15 protein-coding genes are annotated in these 18,635 nt (G+C 33.5%); 10 read left to right on the top strand and 5 right to left on the bottom strand.

The window, feature by feature from the left end; genetic code table 11:
• Nucleotides 1-180: 180 nt before the first annotated feature.
• Complete coding sequence (locus tag C1H87_RS14355) at nt 181-1,983, bottom strand: T9SS type A sorting domain-containing protein (protein WP_102756475.1); 1,803 nt, start codon at nt 1,981-1,983, stop codon at nt 181-183.
• A 190-nt stretch (nt 1,984-2,173) separates the two neighbouring features.
• Between C1H87_RS14355 and C1H87_RS14350 the strand changes: the two genes are divergently transcribed.
• The gene (locus C1H87_RS14350) at nt 2,174-3,466 is read left to right on the top strand and encodes an aminopeptidase P family protein (protein ID WP_102756474.1); all 1,293 of its coding nucleotides are present in this window, start codon (nt 2,174-2,176) and stop codon (nt 3,464-3,466) included.
• Nucleotides 3,467-3,701: 235 nt separating this feature from the next.
• Here C1H87_RS14350 and C1H87_RS14345 read toward each other — a convergent pair whose 3' ends face one another.
• The gene (locus C1H87_RS14345) at nt 3,702-5,024 is read right to left on the bottom strand and encodes an aspartate kinase (RefSeq protein ID WP_102756473.1); all 1,323 of its coding nucleotides are present in this window, start codon (nt 5,022-5,024) and stop codon (nt 3,702-3,704) included.
• Between the two features lie 281 nt (nt 5,025-5,305).
• Here C1H87_RS14345 and C1H87_RS14340 point away from each other — a divergent pair, with 281 nt between their 5' ends.
• From C1H87_RS14340 to C1H87_RS23695, 4 genes are all read left to right on the top strand, one after another.
• The gene (locus tag C1H87_RS14340) at nt 5,306-5,962 is read left to right on the top strand and encodes a hypothetical protein (RefSeq protein ID WP_102756472.1); all 657 of its coding nucleotides are present in this window, start codon (nt 5,306-5,308) and stop codon (nt 5,960-5,962) included.
• A 178-nt stretch (nt 5,963-6,140) separates the two neighbouring features.
• A complete protein-coding gene (locus tag C1H87_RS14335; protein ID WP_102756471.1) occupies nt 6,141-6,920 on the top strand; it encodes an alpha/beta fold hydrolase in 780 nt (259 codons plus the stop codon).
• 58 nt (nt 6,921-6,978) lie between these two features.
• Nucleotides 6,979-7,245: an LIM domain-containing protein gene (locus tag C1H87_RS14330; RefSeq protein WP_102756470.1), complete on the top strand. Its 267-nt coding sequence runs from the start codon at nt 6,979-6,981 to the stop codon at nt 7,243-7,245.
• A 61-nt stretch (nt 7,246-7,306) separates the two neighbouring features.
• Entirely contained in the window at nt 7,307-7,639 is a 333-nt protein-coding gene (locus C1H87_RS23695) for an LIM domain-containing protein (RefSeq protein WP_317048170.1), read from the top strand.
• On the opposite strand, the gene thiL is transcribed toward C1H87_RS23695, so the two are convergent.
• Entirely contained in the window at nt 7,629-8,675 is a 1,047-nt protein-coding gene (gene thiL / locus C1H87_RS14320; RefSeq protein WP_102756469.1) for a thiamine-phosphate kinase, read from the bottom strand. The genes C1H87_RS23695 and thiL overlap by 11 nt on opposite strands.
• 154 nt (nt 8,676-8,829) lie before the next feature.
• Between thiL and C1H87_RS14315 the strand changes: the two genes are divergently transcribed.
• From C1H87_RS14315 to C1H87_RS23340, 5 genes are all read left to right on the top strand, one after another.
• Entirely contained in the window at nt 8,830-10,080 is a 1,251-nt protein-coding gene (locus C1H87_RS14315; RefSeq protein ID WP_102756468.1) for a choice-of-anchor B family protein, read from the top strand.
• A 117-nt stretch (nt 10,081-10,197) separates the two neighbouring features.
• Nucleotides 10,198-11,544, top strand: coding sequence for a hypothetical protein (locus C1H87_RS14310; protein WP_102756467.1), 1,347 nt, complete (start codon nt 10,198-10,200; stop codon nt 11,542-11,544).
• Nucleotides 11,545-11,548: 4 nt separating this feature from the next.
• Nucleotides 11,549-12,322 carry an MbnP family protein gene (locus C1H87_RS14305; protein WP_102756466.1) on the top strand — a complete coding sequence of 258 codons (774 nt, stop codon included), beginning with the start codon at nt 11,549-11,551 and terminating at the stop codon, nt 12,320-12,322.
• Between the two features lies 1 nt (nt 12,323).
• Entirely contained in the window at nt 12,324-13,385 is a 1,062-nt protein-coding gene (locus tag C1H87_RS14300; protein ID WP_102756465.1) for a cytochrome-c peroxidase, read from the top strand.
• A gap of 183 nt (nt 13,386-13,568) precedes the next feature.
• Nucleotides 13,569-13,802, top strand: coding sequence for a hypothetical protein (locus C1H87_RS23340; protein WP_158655230.1), 234 nt, complete (start codon nt 13,569-13,571; stop codon nt 13,800-13,802).
• A gap of 129 nt (nt 13,803-13,931) precedes the next feature.
• On the opposite strand, the gene C1H87_RS14295 is transcribed toward C1H87_RS23340, so the two are convergent.
• Nucleotides 13,932-14,477: a hypothetical protein gene (locus C1H87_RS14295; protein WP_102756464.1), complete on the bottom strand. Its 546-nt coding sequence runs from the start codon at nt 14,475-14,477 to the stop codon at nt 13,932-13,934.
• Between the two features lie 368 nt (nt 14,478-14,845).
• Complete coding sequence (locus C1H87_RS14290; protein WP_102756463.1) at nt 14,846-18,601, bottom strand: hypothetical protein; 3,756 nt, start codon at nt 18,599-18,601, stop codon at nt 14,846-14,848.
• Between the last annotated feature and the right edge of the window lie 34 nt (nt 18,602-18,635).

Here is an 18,635-nt window from a genome sequence, read left to right as displayed (position 1 = left end):
AAATTTCGGCTATTTCAACATCCTATAGTTTTGTTAAAATAATATGTGTTTCAAAGACTACCTTATCAAGGCTAAACACAATAACATTTATTTATCACCTTAGGGACTCCGTCTACCCTAATCATAGACTAAAGCCGAAGTACGCAACCTGACATACAAACATGAAGTATTACTTTTCAATTAATCCAAGACTAATTTTTTGGTAATCATAGCTCTATCGGAGTAAATATTTACAAAATAAATCCCTCCGGAAACTCCTGTTACATTAATCGTTTTAGCTTTTGAAGTATCAGAAATATCATATTCAGAAATATGTCTTCCGCTTATATCGTAAATAACTGCTTTTTCTAAATTTATAAATGAAGCATTCCTTATAAAAAACTGGCGACTTGCCGGGTTTGGATATAGAGTAATAGCTGCTTCTAATTCTTCTTCGTCTACACTTAAACCGCAACTTCCTGCATAAGCTGTCATAACACCTTCTCCACAAACTGCAGACCCAGTACTCCTACTTTGTACATTGCCGGCCGATATAATATTATTTGCACTTAACTCTCTTTGATCTTCGGCATTTGACAAAGCATAATGCATAACATCATTATTCGTATCAATAACATGTGCTAATTGATGACCATGTCCTAGTTCATGTAAAGCAACACTTTCGAAATCGAATTCAGAAATTTCAGGAAGGTCTGTATCGAAATTCCAGTTAGTAGCGTCATCAAATACAATATCTAATTCTGAAACATACCAGTTAAGCGTTGTATTCCCTGCTGCAAAACAACCACTATAACGAGATGTACATCTTCCTAAAACATCAGTTCCTAATTCTGCTCCATTATCAAACCTAACAACATTTACTCCATCACTTGCTATTGCATCAACAGTAGTATTAGCTCCAATAACCCAATTTACTCCTGTTTCACATCTCCAAGTTTCTAATGCTCGTAAAAAAGAAGCCTTTGCACCAGTATTAGCATCAAAATCAGTAAACATTCGCCAAGTATAACCACCATTATTATCATTTACATGTTGCGTTGGATAAGCAACGAAAACACCAGAATTAACAGCATCACTAGGCACATTTGTTTCAGCATAGGTAACTGTTAAATCCGAGCTAGATTCTGCAGACGCTCCAAGATCATCCGTCACCTCTATTTTACCTGTACCTGCTTCAGATGGCACTTCCACAGTAATTTGAGTATCACTCCAAGTTAAAACCTGAGTATCTAAAGCATTGACATAATCAGGAACCCCTTGATCAAAACCTCCAGAATCAGCATTACTAAAACCAACCTTTCCTTTTACAGAACCAAAACCAGATCCGTTAATCGTTAATACAGTTTTTGTTCCTGCAGTCACTGTTGTTGGTGTAAAAGTAACTGAACTTGGAGGTAAGGAAACTTTTTGTTGATCAGAATTAGTTCCTTGCTTTGTTAAGTTCAATTTTGATACTTCTATATAGTCCTTTTTTGTATAATTCTTAATCTCATTATAAAAAGTTTTTGCTATGCCTTGCTTTTTATTAAACGGGTTTATAGCAACATCATGATTTAAGTAATATTTGTAAAAACCTTGTAACGAACCGTATACCTTAAATTGTTTTTTTGAGGATTTAGCACTAAGATTTAACGCTACATTATTGTTATATAGCATGAACATTCCAACATCACTATTTCTTAACTTCAAACTAGGTGTTACTATTTCAGCAGATAACCCAACTGTGCCTCCTGCAGTGACTATTTCAATTGTTGCAACGGGGTTTCCCTTAAATACTTTAAAAACTTCAATTGTATTTACCGTATAGATATTTTTATGACCTGAATCCCAAAATGATTGCTTTGAAATTACCTGACCTTCAACAACTAAATCTGAGTTTTGAATTTGCTTTTCCAATGAAGCTTCTTTCAATAATATCTGCGCATGTATGTGTGTAATAGTTATTAATAAGATTAATACAGTTATTAAAGTATTTTTTTTCATCTGGTTAGATTTTAATGTCTTTAAAATTGATTTGGATATCGAAAACGCAATATAATAGATTCCGGGTAAAATAAATTTAACTCCGGTTTATCTTAATATTAAAAAAACTAGGGGATTATCAAATATAATAAATTATTATTTAAGATTTATTTAGTTTTGCTATAATTATAAAACTTAATATATCCTTAACATGAAATATCACCCTATAAATAATGAGCTCTTCATAAAAAACAGAAAAGACTTTTCCAGTCAAATGAAACCTAAAAGTTTAGCTGTTTTTAATTCGAACGATATCTACCCTGTAAGCGCAGATAGCACCTTGCCTTTTGAGCAACATAGAGATATTTTTTATCTAAGTGGCGTAGATCAAGAAGAAAGTATTCTCGTTTTATTCCCAGATTGTCCAAAAGAGAAACATCGTGAGATTCTGTTTTTAAAAGAAACAAACGAACATATTGCTATTTGGGAAGGCGAAAAACTAACGAAAGAAAAAGCTTTTGAGACGAGTGGCATTAAAACAGTTTACTGGTTGCAGGACATGGAAAAGGTCATGTTTGAAATTATGACACAATGCGACACTGTTTATATTAACACTAACGAACATTACAGAGCCAATGTAGAAACAGAAACCCGAGAAGATCGTTTTACCAAATGGTTAAAAGACAGATACCCTGCGCATGCAGTTGCAAAAAGTAATCCTATTTTACAAAGGTTACGTTCTGTAAAGGATCCTATTGAAATTGACCTCATTCAAAAAGCTTGTGATATTACTGAAAAAGGATTTAGACGTATTTTAAATTTTGTTAAACCCGATGTTTGGGAATATGAAATTGAAGCAGAGTTTATGCACGAATTCTTGAGAAACCGCTCTAAGAAATTTGCTTACACACCTATTGTTGCATCTGGAAATAATGCGAATGTACTGCATTATATAGAAAACAATCAGCAGTGTAAAGCAGGTGAATTAATACTAATGGATGTTGGTGCAGAATATGGTAATTATTCAAGCGACATGACTCGTAGCGTACCCGTTTCGGGAAAATTCACTCCCAGACAGAAAGAGGTTTATAATGCAGTAAACAGAGTGAAAAATGAGGCTACAAAAATGCTTACTCCTGGAACCGATTGGGGTAAATATCATGTAGAGGTTGGCAAGATAATGACTAGTGAACTTTTAGGCTTAGGACTTTTGGACAAAGCCGATGTGCAAAACGAAAACCCAGAATGGCCGGCTTATAAAAAATATCTTATGCATGGAACCAGCCACCATTTAGGCCTAGACACACATGATTATGGCATATTAACAGAACCTATGCAAGCCAACATGGTATTTACCGTAGAGCCTGGAATTTATATTCCGGATGAAGGTTTTGGCATACGATTAGAAGACGATGTGGTTATTCAAGAGCAAGGGGAGCCATTCAATTTAATGAGAAACATTCCTATTGAAGCCGATGAAATTGAGAGCATTATGAACTCTTAAGAGAGCAAGCGGTTTAAAAAGTGTCATTCCGAATGAAAATGAGGAATCTCTTTAAATTTTAACTAAGATTCCCTGTTGGTAAACTGGTTCGCTTACTTTGACTTTAGTTTATCTTGAGCGTATCCGAAAAACCCAGTACAAACCAATAACACACTTTTCGGAACTCTTAAAAAAAGAAGAAAGGGTCGTTTAAAAACGACCCTTTTGGCTGCTAACAATACTAAATATTGTAAATTTACAGAGTGACTAATTCAAATAAATAATCGTTTAGTTTACGCAGCGAATTAATTTTGTTTTCTGTATCAACTAACAGAGAGATATTATTTCTACTTCCACCATAAGAAATCATTCTAATATTTACATCTTGTAATATTTGAAACAACTTGTAAGTGTCTTCATGATCAACAACAGAATGTCCTACCAAACAGATAATACTCTGATTTGTATCAACTTCTATTGTGGCAATTTTTTCTAACTCTTCAATAATCTTATCCAAGTTCCTATCGTCATCAATGGTTAAAGAAACCGCTACCTCCGATGTTGTAATCATATCGATAGATGTTGTATGCGTTTCGAAAATTTCGAATACTTTTTTTAAGAAACCATGCGCCTGCAACATTCTTGCAGATTTAATCTTTATAGCCGTAATATTATCCTTGGCAGCAATGGCCTTAATACCATTTTCTGAGGTTATATTTGAAATTAGTGTTCCATGCGCACCGGGATTCATCGTATTTTTTAAACGTACAGGAATGTTATCTGCTCTAACTGGGGTAACGGTTTGTGGGTGCAATATCTTGGCCCCAAAATAAGCTAACTCTGCAGCTTCGTCAAACGACAGGTTCGATATAGGTTTGGTGTTTTCAACGTATCTAGGATCGTTATTGTGCATTCCATCAATATCGGTCCAAATTTGCACTTCCTCCGCTTTAATAGCAGCCCCAATAAGTGTTGCCGTATAATCGCTACCACCACGTTGTAAATTTGAAATTTTATCGGTATCGTCTAAACAAATAAACCCTTGAGTAATGTATATATCAGAAGGTTCGGCATCGTTTATAGCAACCTCAAACTGTTGCTTTATATATGCCACATCTGGCTCTTTGTCTGCATCAATACGCATAAAACTTAAAGCTGGTAACAACGTAGAACTTAGCCCTTCCTGCTTTAAATAACTGTTAAACATGTACGTAGAAATTAACTCCCCTTGGGCTACAATATTATTTTCTAAATCAATAGAAAACTCTTGATAAGTACAGGCTACTAAAAAATTGAAAATACTGTAAACATAGTCCTTAACATCCTTGTTTAGGTCTTTATTTGTTAAAAGCTTGTCTATCGTTACTGTATAAGCTTCATGTAACTTATTAATTTTATCAATAGCTTCGTTTGGTGCTTTGTTTGCAATATCGCTAGAAATAGCCACTAATTGGTTTGTAGTACCAGACATTGCAGATAGTACAACAACCTTCTTATCGCCATCGTTAATAATATTTTTAACGTTGTTTATATTTTCTACGGAACCTACAGATGTTCCACCAAACTTCAATACTTTCATACTTTCCTAAGCAATTATTTTAATTGTAAAACTAAAACTCATTTGCTCAATACCTATATTTATTTAAAAAAAAGATTATTTTTGCACATATTGTTAAATAATTAACATAATGTATCTAGCAACAATTACCTAATAATAAAGGTATTACCAAAACAGATGTTGCAAACTCGTACTTATCGATCTCGATTTACTGTTATTGAAGAACAAAATAATTTGTTTTTAAAAAATCGAACTCGATGAAAAAGTAGAGGTTCAAAAACTAAAACAATAAATGCAAGCACATGAAAACTGTATCTAACTGTGTTGAGGATATTTTAATAACGCAACCTTATTTAGAGGAGGCATTATCTAGAAACATTATAAACTTTAGCGCTTTGGCCATTGAGTTAACAGAACCTATTAGCAAAATGCTTAAAAAGGAAGTAAAACCTGGTGCCATTATGATGGCTTTAAGAAGATACAATCCACCTACAACCTTAACCAACTCCATAAAAATGAAACGGGTTATTCAGAATTTAGGCGACATTACTGTCCGCTCCAATTTAACGGATTTTACTGTTAAAAATTCTGATACAATAATTGACAATCATGCCAAAATTCTGGAAAGAATAAATCAAGAATCGAAACTATTCTACACGTTTACCAGAGGGATTCACGAAAGTAATATTATAATTTCCAGCAGCCTGAAAGATTTTATTATCGAACAATTAGAAAAAGAAACTTTCTTGGCTATTCAAGATGGTTTATCGGCTATTAGTATAAACCTACCTCAGGACAATTCCAAAATTGCTGGTCTATACTATCATTTTTTTAAGCGTTTAGCTTGGGAGGGCGTCGTACTTTACGAAGTTATTTCAACAACGAATGAGTTTACTATTTTAGTTGAAGATGTGTATGTAGACAAAGCTTTTTCTGCTATTAAAAAAGTAAAAAACTAAAGAGTTACCTTAAAATCAATGTAATTTATTTTGTCTGGTTGAGCTTGTCTAAACCGATATTGATTATCAGCAAGTTGAAAATATTTCGACAAGCAACATGTCATTGTATTTACTTTTGATACAGCCTTTTTAGTTATTTTCACTTCACAAAATTATCTTTGTATAAGATTTAACAAAAATGATTTTAGAGCACAAAGGAATAAACATTTTTTATACCGACAAAGGAAAAGGGAACGCCATTGTCTTGCTTCATGGTTTTTTAGAAAACTCGACAATGTGGGATGCTTTTATTCCAACATTATCAAAAAAAAATAGGGTGATCTGCATCGACCTTCTTGGTCATGGAAAAACCGATTGTTTAGGTTATATCCATACTATGGAACTCATGGCAGAAATGGTTGAAGCCGTTTTAAAACATTTAAAAATTCGACGATCTACATTTATCGGACACTCAATGGGTGGTTATGTATCCCTAGCTTTCGCTGAAAAGAATCCGGATGCATTAAAAGGTTTATGCCTTATGAATTCTACTGCAAGTGCAGATTCTCCCGAAAAGAAAAAAAATAGAGACCGAGCTATTGTAGCTGTTAAACAAAACCATAAAGCGTTTATTAGAATGGGTATTTCTAACTTATTCAGGCCAAAGAACAGAACCATTTTTTCGGAAAAGATTAAGCTGTTAAAAAAGGAAGCCTTAAAAACACCATTACAGGGTATTGTAGCAGCTCTTGAAGGCATGAAAATTAGGGAAGATAGAGAAGTACTTCTTCATTTTACACCTTTTAAAAAAATGCTTATCGTTAGTAAAAGAGATCCGGTACTAGATTACGATGCCTTAATTTCGCAAGCAAAAAATAGTGATGTAAAGTTAGTGGAATTCCCTGATGGCCACATGAGTTTCATTGAAAACGAAAGCGATTCTTTACAAAGTATAATGCATTTCATCGAAAATATGTAGCATTTTATCGTTTTATTGGATTTTTTATTTTAGATTTATTGCTCTTAAATTCAATACCATGATTAAACCTACTAACAAACCTACATTTATCCCAAAAATGTATTGCAGCTTCTTTGGCCATGATTATCAGGTAACTAAAAAAGTTACATATCATATTAAAGAATACACGTGCTCTCATTGCAAAAAACAACTAACGACAAACAGTAATGGTTATTTAATTGAGCTTACTCCAAAGTTTAAAGAAATAAACACGATTCTAGAACGCATTCATACCTCAAGAGTGGAACGTTTAAAGAAGAAAACGCTCGCTTCGTCGATTTACTAGTAAATGGTTAAATGTTTTTTAATACATTAATAGACTCTAACTAATTAATCTGATTTTGTAAATGAAAAACATTCATTGCAAGGTATTTGGACACGATTTCCAAGTAACACGAGATGTGACATACCATGTAAAAGAGTATACTTGCAAACACTGCAAAAAACAACTCACTACCAACGAAAATGGCTACTTAACCGAGCTCACGCCTAAATTTAAAGAAATAAATGATCTGTTGGAACACATTCATATGAAACGGCATATGAGATCGACCGTGCAGCAAAGTTCAGATGTAAACGATGATGGATTGGAATACATTCACATTAAGCATAAAGTAAAATCTATCGACGAACTACCCTCAACCATAAATGTTGAAAATTTATTAGTTTTTAAGCATTAAAATTTTTCCATCCTTGGGCTTTAATAGGTATTTTAGTATCGGCTCTCGTTACTAAATGAATACCTTCCTGTGCCTCTTTCATATAACCAATTACCGTAAGATTAGGATTTGCTTTTATTTTAGAATAATCCTCTTGAGAAATAGTAAACAATAATTCGTAATCTTCGCCACCATTTAACGCAACCGTAGTACTATCAATATTAAACTCCTCACATGTTGAAATAACCTGAGGGTCTAAAGGAATTTTTTCTTCATACAAATCGCACCCTACGTTACTTTGCTTACATAAATGCATAATTTCTGAAGACAAGCCATCACTTACATCGATCATTGAAGACGGTTTTACATTAAGATCTTTCAATAGTTTAATAATATCCTTTCGGGCTTCTGGCTTTAATTGACGCTCTATTATATAAGAATAGCCATCTAAATCTGGTTGATTATTAGGGTTCACCTTATATACCTCTTTTTCTCGTTCAAGTATTTGTAGCCCCATATAAGCAGCTCCCAAATCTCCAGTAACCACCAATAAGTCACTAGATTTAGCACCATCTCTATAAACCTCATCATCGCTTTCAATAGTTCCAATAGCCGTAACCGAAATCAACAATCCCGTTGTAGACGATGTAGTATCTCCACCAACAACATCAATATTATAAATCTTTGCTGCCGTTTCTATCCCGGCATATAACTCTTCCAAAGCTTCCAACGGGAACCTATTCGAAACCGCAATAGATACTGTAACTTGTGTAGCATTAGCGTTCATGGCATACACATCAGACAGGTTAACAACAACTGCCTTATACCCCAAATGCTTTAAAGGCACATAGCTTAAATCGAAATGAACCCCTTCAACAAGTAAATCGGTAGTAATAACAATTTTTTCATTTTTAAAATCCAAAACAGCCGCATCGTCTCCTATACTTTTAACGGTTGACTTCTGACTAATTTTAAAATTCTTGGTTAGGTGGTCTATAAGTCCAAATTCACCTAAATCACTTAATTGAGTCCTCTGTTGGTTTTTATCTTCTATCATAGCGCAAAAATAAGAAGCTTAACCATATAAATGAATAAACTTTTAATATTAAATACGATAAGCAATATGTCTGATACAGAATTCGTTTTAACTAAATACCAAGAAATTCAAACAAATTTCATACTTTGAAAAAGATTAATTAAAAATTGCTAATATGAATTACTTTAATAAGAGTATTCGTTTATTTACACTATCTATTTTAGGCTGTTTATCTTTTTTAATTATACAGTCTTGTGCAAGTAATAACAATGAACCCTTACTAGCAAACGATACAGGCAACGCAGATGCATTAGCTTCTTGCGAAAATGGTTTAGCAGATGTTTACCCATGTAGTGGTTACGATTTAATGGTACACATGTCGTTAAACACTTTTGGAGCATCGGCCGGAAACGATTCCTGGGGTTGGGTAGACTCCACTACCGATAAAGAATATGCTTTAATAGCAACAAACATTAATGTGTCTTTTGTAGACATTACAGATACAACAAACCCAATTTACCTGGGTAATCTACCAACAGCTACGACTAGCTCGCCATGGCGTGATGTAAAAGTGTATAAAGACCATGCCTTTATTGTTGCAGATAATGCCGGAAATCATGGGATGCAGGTTTTTGATTTAACACGTTTAAGAGATGTTGCAAATCCACCCGAAACATTTACGACTGATGCTCATTTTACTGAGTTTGGAAGTGCTCATAATATCGTGATTAATGAGGATAGTGGTTATGCCTATATTGTAGGCTCAAATACGTTTTCCGGAGGCCCCATGTTCGTAAATATTCAAAATCCAACGACTCCAGTTTCCGAAAATGGTTTTAGTGCAGGTGGTTATTCACACGACGCCCAAGTGGTTACTTATAATGGTCCGGACACAGATTATACAGGACGAGAAATATTAATTGGAAGTAATGAAGATGAAGTTGTTATTGCCGATGTAACCGACAAATCCAACCCCATAAAGATTTCGGATATAAGTTATACTAACGTAGGCTACACCCATCAAGGCTGGTTTACAAAAAACCTTAACTATTTTATTTTAGGTGACGAAACCGACGAAAGAGATATTGGTATCAATACACGCACCATCGTTTTTGATTTTTCCGATTTGGATGCACCCAGTTTTCATATGGATTATCTAGGTCCTACTGCAGCAATAGATCATAATGGGTATGTTAAAGACGATACCTTTTATCAGGCAAGTTATAGTGCCGGAGTACGAATTATAGACATTTCTCAAATTGCAAGCAGCGTTATGACGGAAGTGGGTTACTTTGATACCCGTCCAGAAGATAACGACACAAGTTTTAATGGTGTATGGAATGTTTATCCATACCTTCCAAGTGGTAATATTATTGTTAGTGATACTCAAAAAGGGTTATTTGTTATTAAAAAAAGAGGTTCTTAATAAACCCCTTTACAAGAAGTTTACAAGCTATTAAACTCTAAAAAATAAACTTTAAAATTCAAAAAAAGAACGCTACAGGTCTCAGGGTACAAACCCCTAAAAAATCAATAAACCGCCATGCAAATCGTAAGAACAAACATTGTTTTAGGACTAATTATTAGCCTCTTTTGCAGTTGCTCTAATAACGACAACGCCTCAGACGACATATTTAATGTTACCAAGAAAGAGGTAGGTTTTGTAAAAACCCTTGGTGGCACTAAAAATGAAAGCGCCCAATCTGTTATTAAAACTTTGGATAGTGGTTACGCCATCTTAGGATATGCACAAAGTAACGATGGTGATGTTACCAACAAACAAAATGACTCTTTTGATTATTGGTTGTTAAAATACGATCAGAACGATGTTTTACAATGGCAAAAAACCTATGGTGGCAGTGATGATGATCGCGGTCAAGATATCATTCAAACATCAGATGGAGGGTTTGCCATTTTAGGCTACAGTAAAAGTAATGATGGCAATGTGACCGAAAATAATGGGTTTAACGATTTTTGGGTTTCTAAACTAGATGCTACCGGAAGCATCATCTGGGAAAAATCCTTTGGCTTTTCTGGAACAGACAACGGTATTTCAATCATTCAAACCAACGATGGCGGTTATCTCTTAACTGGTGTTTTAGATGTTACTGCCTCCAATGGCGAGGGAAACAGTAAATCCTTATCATCAAAAAGACATGCCGGTGGAGATTATTGGGCGATTAAACTCAACCCTTCTGGTGAAAAACAATGGAGTCGGTTCTTTGGAGGGACTTTTACAGATACGCCATACGATGTTGTTCAAACAGAAGATCTTGGTTATATTATTGTAGGATCATCCGATAGTGATGATGTAGATATAACAAACAACAAAGGGTCTTATGATTTTTGGGTTATTAAAATATCCAGCATAGGCGATCTGGTTTGGGAAAAGTCTTTTGGAGGCTCTCAAACAGATGAAGCCCGAGCTATTTCAAAATCATCCGATGGTAATTATATTATAGTTGGAGACACTAGAAGTCATGATTTGGACGTTTCTAATAACAACGGTGCTGCCGATTTATGGATTATTAAAATAAATCCGTCTGGTGGATTAATCTGGGAGAAAACCATAGGTGGAAGTAGTTTTGATGTAGGACGTTCTATTTCTAAAACCCAGGATAACGGATTTATTATCTCTGGAAGTTCCAGAAGTACCGACGGTGACATTATAAATAACAACGGACAAAATGATGCCTGGATTGTAAAAATTAACGATAATGGAAATTTAGAATGGCAAAAGACTATTGGAGGTTCCGATATCGATTTTGCTTATGATGCTGCTGAACTTAACGATAAAAGTGTTATTGTTGTTGGAGAATCCAATAGCCCTGATATTGATATTTTAGAAAATAGAGGCTTTACAGATTTATTAATCTTTAAAATGAAATAAGAAAATGCAAAGAAAACTCCTCGTGTTAATTTTTAGTTTAACGACATTATTGTCCTGCAATACAGATAACGACGATAATGTTTTTCAAGCTATAATTACTTTTAATTTTAATCATAATTGGGATGGCGAATCTGTTACAAATGCCGATTTCGATGACATAAAATATACCAATGCTCATGGAGAACAATTAAGTATTAAAAAATTAAGATACCTTATTTCGAACATAACATTTCACAAACCGGATGGAGAAACCTTTGTTCTTAACGGTTATAATTTAGTTGATGTTACTAATGACTCAAATCTTTCTTTTGCGCCAACTACTACTGTCCCTGTTGGGGATTATAGCAAAGTATCTTTTACTTTTGGTTTTAATAACGACGACAATTATAATGGCAATTATACCGATTTAAACACGGCTTTATGGAATGTTCCTGCTATGATGGGAGGCGGTTATCATTTTATGCAACTGGAAGGCAAGTTTATTGACAATACAGCTACCCAAACCAGTGGTTATGCTTACCATGTTATTGGAGCAGTAGATAATTCCGGTGCAACACCGGTATTTGAAAGTACTTTTATTGAAGTTGATCTGGGCCCAATTACCATAACAAACAACGCTACTTTTGAGATTGACATGAATATTGCCGAATGGTTTAAAAATCCAAACACATGGGATTTAAGCGCTTTAAATACGTTCCTCATGGCAAATTTTAATGCTCAGATGATGATGTTTCAAAACGGACAAAATGCTTTTAGTTTAAACACAGTTAATCAATAAAGTGACAAAATGGATTTTATATGGCGTCTTGTTTTTTTTCATTTGTGTATCATGCTCAGATGAAAATATAGACAGGTATGTACCTAGTCCAAGTCCGTTGCAAATTCCACAGCTTTTTCAAGAAAACATACTTGCTCCAGTAATCCCTTCTAATAATCCGCAAACTGTTGAAGGTATCGCTTTAGGCAAAAAATTGTTTTTTGACCCTATGTTGTCAGCAGATAACACACAATCGTGTGCTGATTGTCATGCCTCGGAAAATGCGTTTTCTGATGCCGATCGGTTCAGCGAAGGAATCGATGGTTTCCTTGGTACACGCAATTCTATGCCCCTATTTAATCTTGCCTGGAATTACGATGAAAAATTCTTTTGGGACGGCAGGGTATTTAGTTTAGAACACCAAGCATTTCAACCGGTAACTGATCCTTTGGAAATGCACAACACTTGGGCTCAGGTAGAAGAAAAATTGCAACAGCATTCTGAATATCCCGGTTTATTCGAAAAGGCATTTGGCACCTCAACCATAGATTCTTCTTTGGTAACCGATGCCATTGCTCAATTTGAACGTACTTTAATTTCTTCCAATTCAAAATTCGACAAACACCTTTTAGATGAAGCAACTTTAACACCAGAAGAACTTAACGGTTTTAATGTTTTTATGGATGAAGCCAAGGGTGATTGTTTCCATTGTCATGGCAGTGACAAAAACCCATTATGGACAGATAATATCTTTCACAACAATGGTCTGGATGCCACCCTTACCGATTTAGGCTTAGGCGAAGTAAGCGGAGACCCTGCCGACAATGGTAAGTTTAAAACGCCCTCACTGCGCAATCTAGCATTTACTGCGCCTTATATGCATGATGGTCGGTTTGCTACACTTGAAGAAGTTATAAACCATTATAGTGAAGGCTTACAAGATTCCCCAACTATCGATCCTTTAATGAAAAAAGTAGCCCAAGGTGGGGTAAAGCTTTCTGATAAGGATAAAGCTGATTTAAAAGCTTTTTTATTATCGCTTTCGGATTATGAATTCATAAATAATCCAGCTTTTTCAAATTAGTAAAGTATCCAATAAATACTTTAAAGAAACATAAACAATACTATTCCAAAGTTTTATTTAACTATTAATTAGATGGTTATATTCTAAAGTAATATAAAACCTTGTTTTTCGTCGAAAAAAAAGTTATTTAATCTATATTGTCTGATTTTTTCTGATCTTTGCGACCCTAAATTTCCCACAGTAATGACCTACGAAAAACCTATAAATAGATTCTGTTCCATATTTGGACATAACTATATACACGTAGACAAAATAAATGATGAAACCTCAGAGCTCATTTGTAAATCATGCCAAGACCGTTTTATTTTAACTAATAATGGCAATATCATCAATCTTTCGGTATATAAAGAAATGCACGATTTCCCTGATTACTTAAGAAAAAGAAAAGTGCTTAGAGTTTCAAAAACTGCGTTGTAAGGGACTCTTTATTTTTCTATATTTCAATATCGAAACGGTAATCTACATAGTCGAGCGTTAGCAGAGATTAATTGTTTTTTCATAATTAATATTTTTAAACAATGTTGAAAGTGTATTTAATTTTATGAATTACCAATTCGCTTTATATTTTAGATTTTTATCTGAAAGGCTATCTTTAATATACACACTGATGTAATCTTCATTTTTATATTTTAAAAATAGAGTATCCCCTTTAATGTTTATGATACTATTTAGCAAACCGTATCTATAAGTCTGAGAAACAGGGACAAAAAAAGAAACCAAACACTTATCTTTTTTAGTATATACAACACCCCTGTAACCTTTACTATCTGGGTTTAAATCAATATTTTCTAATTTTTCCAAACTAGGAACAATGAATTCATTTACACAACCATTTTCATAAAATCTTAGTAATAAAAAATACTTAAACTTATTACTTTCATATTTTCTACCATTATCAATAAAAAAGATCTCTCGATAAACAGATTTACTATCGACTTCATTTGGGGTTTTAACATTATGCTTATTTCTAAATTTACGAGCAAAGTAGCTCTTATCTTTAGGAACCTTTATAATACCTTCTTTCAAATGTTCAGTCCTCACTCCACAAGACATAAGGCTTCCTATTAAAAAAAACAAAAATAATCTTACCATAAACTAAAAGGATTTGATGTTTTATATTGACTATATAAATATATTACATCTGAATAACCCCTGCTAGCACTCGTTTGTACCTTAAATCCGTAGGTTTAAGGTACAAACGAGTGCCCACAACACTTTTTTCAATTTAACAATATCTAAAAATACAAAAGCTACTCTAAAAATTAGAATAGCTTTTGTTTACTTTCTTACTCATGTACGGCACTCGTCAAAGACGTAGCGCTAGCAGAGAGGTCGATTATTTACGGAAATCAAGTTGAAAACCCAAACTAGCGTATACTATGAAACTAGTAGATAAAAAGCAATTACTTTTTTGTAAGAGCAGCTCTTATCTTTTATTTGAGATTTTTTATGGATTATTATTAATTACTAAAATGATAGTTTTTCTTTTCAAGCACATTGCCCTGTGCATCTGTAATATAATCTTCTCGACCTACCGTATCGTAATATACAAACGCTTCTTCTTGACGTTCATTAATACGGCTAGTAACCCTTCCGTTATTATCGTAAAAGGACAGATTTATGCTTGCACTGGGCAGCTTATCATATAGTTTTAACAATTCTGTTTTTAGGTTTGTTGCGGTCAAGTTTTGTAATTGTGCATATGTAACATCTAATTGATTTACTACATCCTGATACTTCGCATTAGAAATAGTAGCTACTTCATATAAGTTGTCATAGCCAAACAATACTGCATTATAAAGACCTTTACCATTATTGTTTTCTAAAACATTTCCAGTAGCAGATTCCACTTTAGAAATTTTACTATTAAGTCTTAGATTAGTAATTGATGGTCCTGCCCCAGACCAATTTTCATGAATATAAACTTTACCACTATCATTTATCCATTTAGATTCTTGTACATTAACAATAACATTATTAACTCTAGTTGTAATTTGATATGGAAATGATAACATATTCTTATCATTAACAAAACTATATTGCTGATAAGCGTAGATTATATTTTGCCTTACAGATTTGCCATTACTATCGGTAGTAGTAGATCCTGTTTTTAAACCATAGCCATTATAAGTGTTGGATGTAGAATTAACTATTTTAGGGCTATTTTCAAAAAACAATTCTTCTTTTTCAGATTTAGGTCGTATATAATATCCCTGATCAATCGTATTAGTACCATTGCTATAATACTTCTTAAATTTTTGCCAAGTGGTCGTAGTTTTTTTCACTAAAGCGTTATTTGAATCTATTGCAAGTACTTCCATTGGCAAACCTACCATAGTCAGATCTGTTGATCCATCATTAAACAACTTTACAACTTTACCTATATTCCCTACACCCGTTCCTTTATTTTCTATAATAACTTCTCCATAAAACGTTGCACTATTATCTGGAGTATTTTTAGGTTTATTATAAGTGTATTGCACTTTCCCTAAACTACCATTATCATCATTTACATCTATATGATTCACTACAATATCATATATCACGTTGTTTAATTTATCGTCTATAATTCTATAAAAATATTTATAAAATGAATTATTTCCAGCATCTTGCTTTAACCAGATTGATTTTGGCGACATAAATGAAGTATAGCCACCAAGTTTATTGCCATTAGAAGGTAGATGATACTTTAACCCTAAATTAATATTTCCTAGTAACCCTGTATTTTTATCAATATAAAAATAAGACCCTTTTTTGAAAGTTGTTGAAGCTGAACCACCATTATCTATTGTTTCTACTTCTTTTACAAAAAAATGACTAATACCATCAGACATAGTAAAACCATTATCGTATTGTAATGTGCCTATTTCCAAAAGAGGCAACACTGGAGGGCCTTGATATGTTCTTTTAAATATTTTATTTCTTGCTATTAATAACTCATTATTAATTCCATTAATACTAAAAGCTGAATACCAAGGGCACCCATTTAAATTATTACTCACCCAAGTATTAGTATTAGGAGAATATTCCTTGTACATAATCTGATCAGAACTTTCGTTCTTATAAATCATCATATCTAAACCAAAGTTTACACTTTCGAAATCTGTAGAGGAAATAAAATCACTAACTTTCCAATTTAAACCATTAAATCGGACTGTTTTTTTAGGCTCAATCGCCCAATTCCAAATTAACGTAAACATACTATTATTTACTGGCTGTAAAATATGTGCATCATTATATGACCCCAATACATCATCTACATTGGTCAAATTATAATTCATATCCCAGCGTAAAAACAGCTCTGGATTGTGGTCTGCCACAAAACCAATAATGGAGTTGTCCGGGTAAAAATAACTCGCTTTAAATATTCCAGAGATTAGCGGATCAGCTGCGGCCGACCACGATTTTGTTTGCCATTTTTTCTCTGCATCTAAATAATGCATATAGTAGTTATCCTCATGAGAAGCATTAGTGACCATATCTGCCCCTCCATCTTCATCCAATGAAATAATATAATTATTTGTGGCTGCTATGTAGTATTGTCCAGCACCTTGGTTTATTCGCTTATATATCCAATATGATCCATTCCATACATAAGTATAAAGGTCTCCTCCTCGGTGATTTTGTAAAGCAACAAATTCATCGCCCGAAACAAAACTAGGGTTCTCACTTCCAATATTTTCATTGGTAGTAGTATAATAATCCCAAGTACGTCCACCCTTTTCCAAATGCCATAAATAAACATCTGCTTTTGTTCCCTTGTCATAAACAAACCCATAAAAATCTTCTTCTAAAACAGCATAAAAATCCTTTAAACGACCTCCTTGATTTACTGTACCGTAGTCCGGAATTAAATGCGGAAAAGTAAATTCATTCCATTCCCATTTTTCTCCATGCCACCAAACTCTAAAAAACTTAAAACGATATTTATCTCCAATTATAGTATTTTCTGTTCTATAGACAAATAATCCGTAATTATCATTTACATATGAACTGTGATAGATATACCCTGAAGGTTGTGTAAAGGGTACACCTTCATATTGATTTGCATAGTTATTAAACAAAAACTTATTTTTATAATTGTAGGTCACAGAACCGCCAGTTGGATAGGTTATTTTTTTCATCCCTCCTTTAAAAGTGCCTGAGTAATGATATTCAAATGTTTGCTCAGGTAAAGTTTCATTCTGACCATTGTTATACACTATTCGTGTTAAACTAGTTAAATATCTTTTTTTATTTAAACCTGTTCCATTCAAGACATAGCCTATATTATAAGTTGACACCAGTTGGTTTTCATTATTATAACTCGAAACACTTTGTAAATATTTCTTCTCGTAACGTTCTTGGTAAGCATCAGGTTCAGAGGCTTCTTTATGGGGTTCATAAAACTCATCAACGTTTTTCGTCCCATAAGTTAATTGAATATTTGCACCATTAGATGATATTATTTTTTTTAGATATGAAGCTTCGGTTTGTAGCAATCCTGACATAGTTTGTGTAACATAATCATATTCAAACACCAAATTATTTCCCCACTGGTTTTCTATTTTATATAAATTCCATTGTATAGTTTGTGTAGCAGTTGCTCCATTCTGTTTAGAACTTCCTATCCAATTACCATAACGTATTACGTGATCCCTAGCTTCATTAGCTGTTGGATTACCATAATAATATGTTAGCCCATTTTCATTAACAATTTTCCAATAATCTCCCCAAGTATTATGGTAATAAAAACTAATCTTCCAGGGAGCGTACTTTTCCATTTCATATTCCCAAACACTACCATTAGTTGTTGTGCCTCTATTGGTACAAATTAACTTTGTATTTGTTGCCCCATCTAATAAATAGAATTCATCATCATCTCTGGTTCCTGTATTTTTGTTATCAACTATAATTTTTGGATTACTCATAGACCAGCCTACGCCTACAACACTGGTTGGATTATACTTGTTGGTTTGTTGCCCATTTTTAAAGGATACTTGCCCGTTATAGGTTAATACTACGCTATGAGATGCCGAACTTGCAACAATAGATGCTATAGGCAATGAAAATACCACTTTACCCGTTACTTGATTTACACTATTTTCAATTGTACCTTGAATATTACTTCCCAATTGAAAAGGCGAATCTGTTGGAGTACCTACATCTACTTTAACCTGAGCATATATGTATCCTACTGACAATAATACAAATAAGGTGATTAATTGTTTTTTCATATTAATAGTTTTAAACAATGTTGAAATGTATTTA

The organism is Flavivirga eckloniae (genome assembly GCF_002886045.1).
In the GTDB taxonomy this organism is placed as follows: domain Bacteria; phylum Bacteroidota; class Bacteroidia; order Flavobacteriales; family Flavobacteriaceae; genus Flavivirga; species Flavivirga eckloniae.
This window is presented reverse-complemented; position numbering and strand designations above follow the sequence as displayed.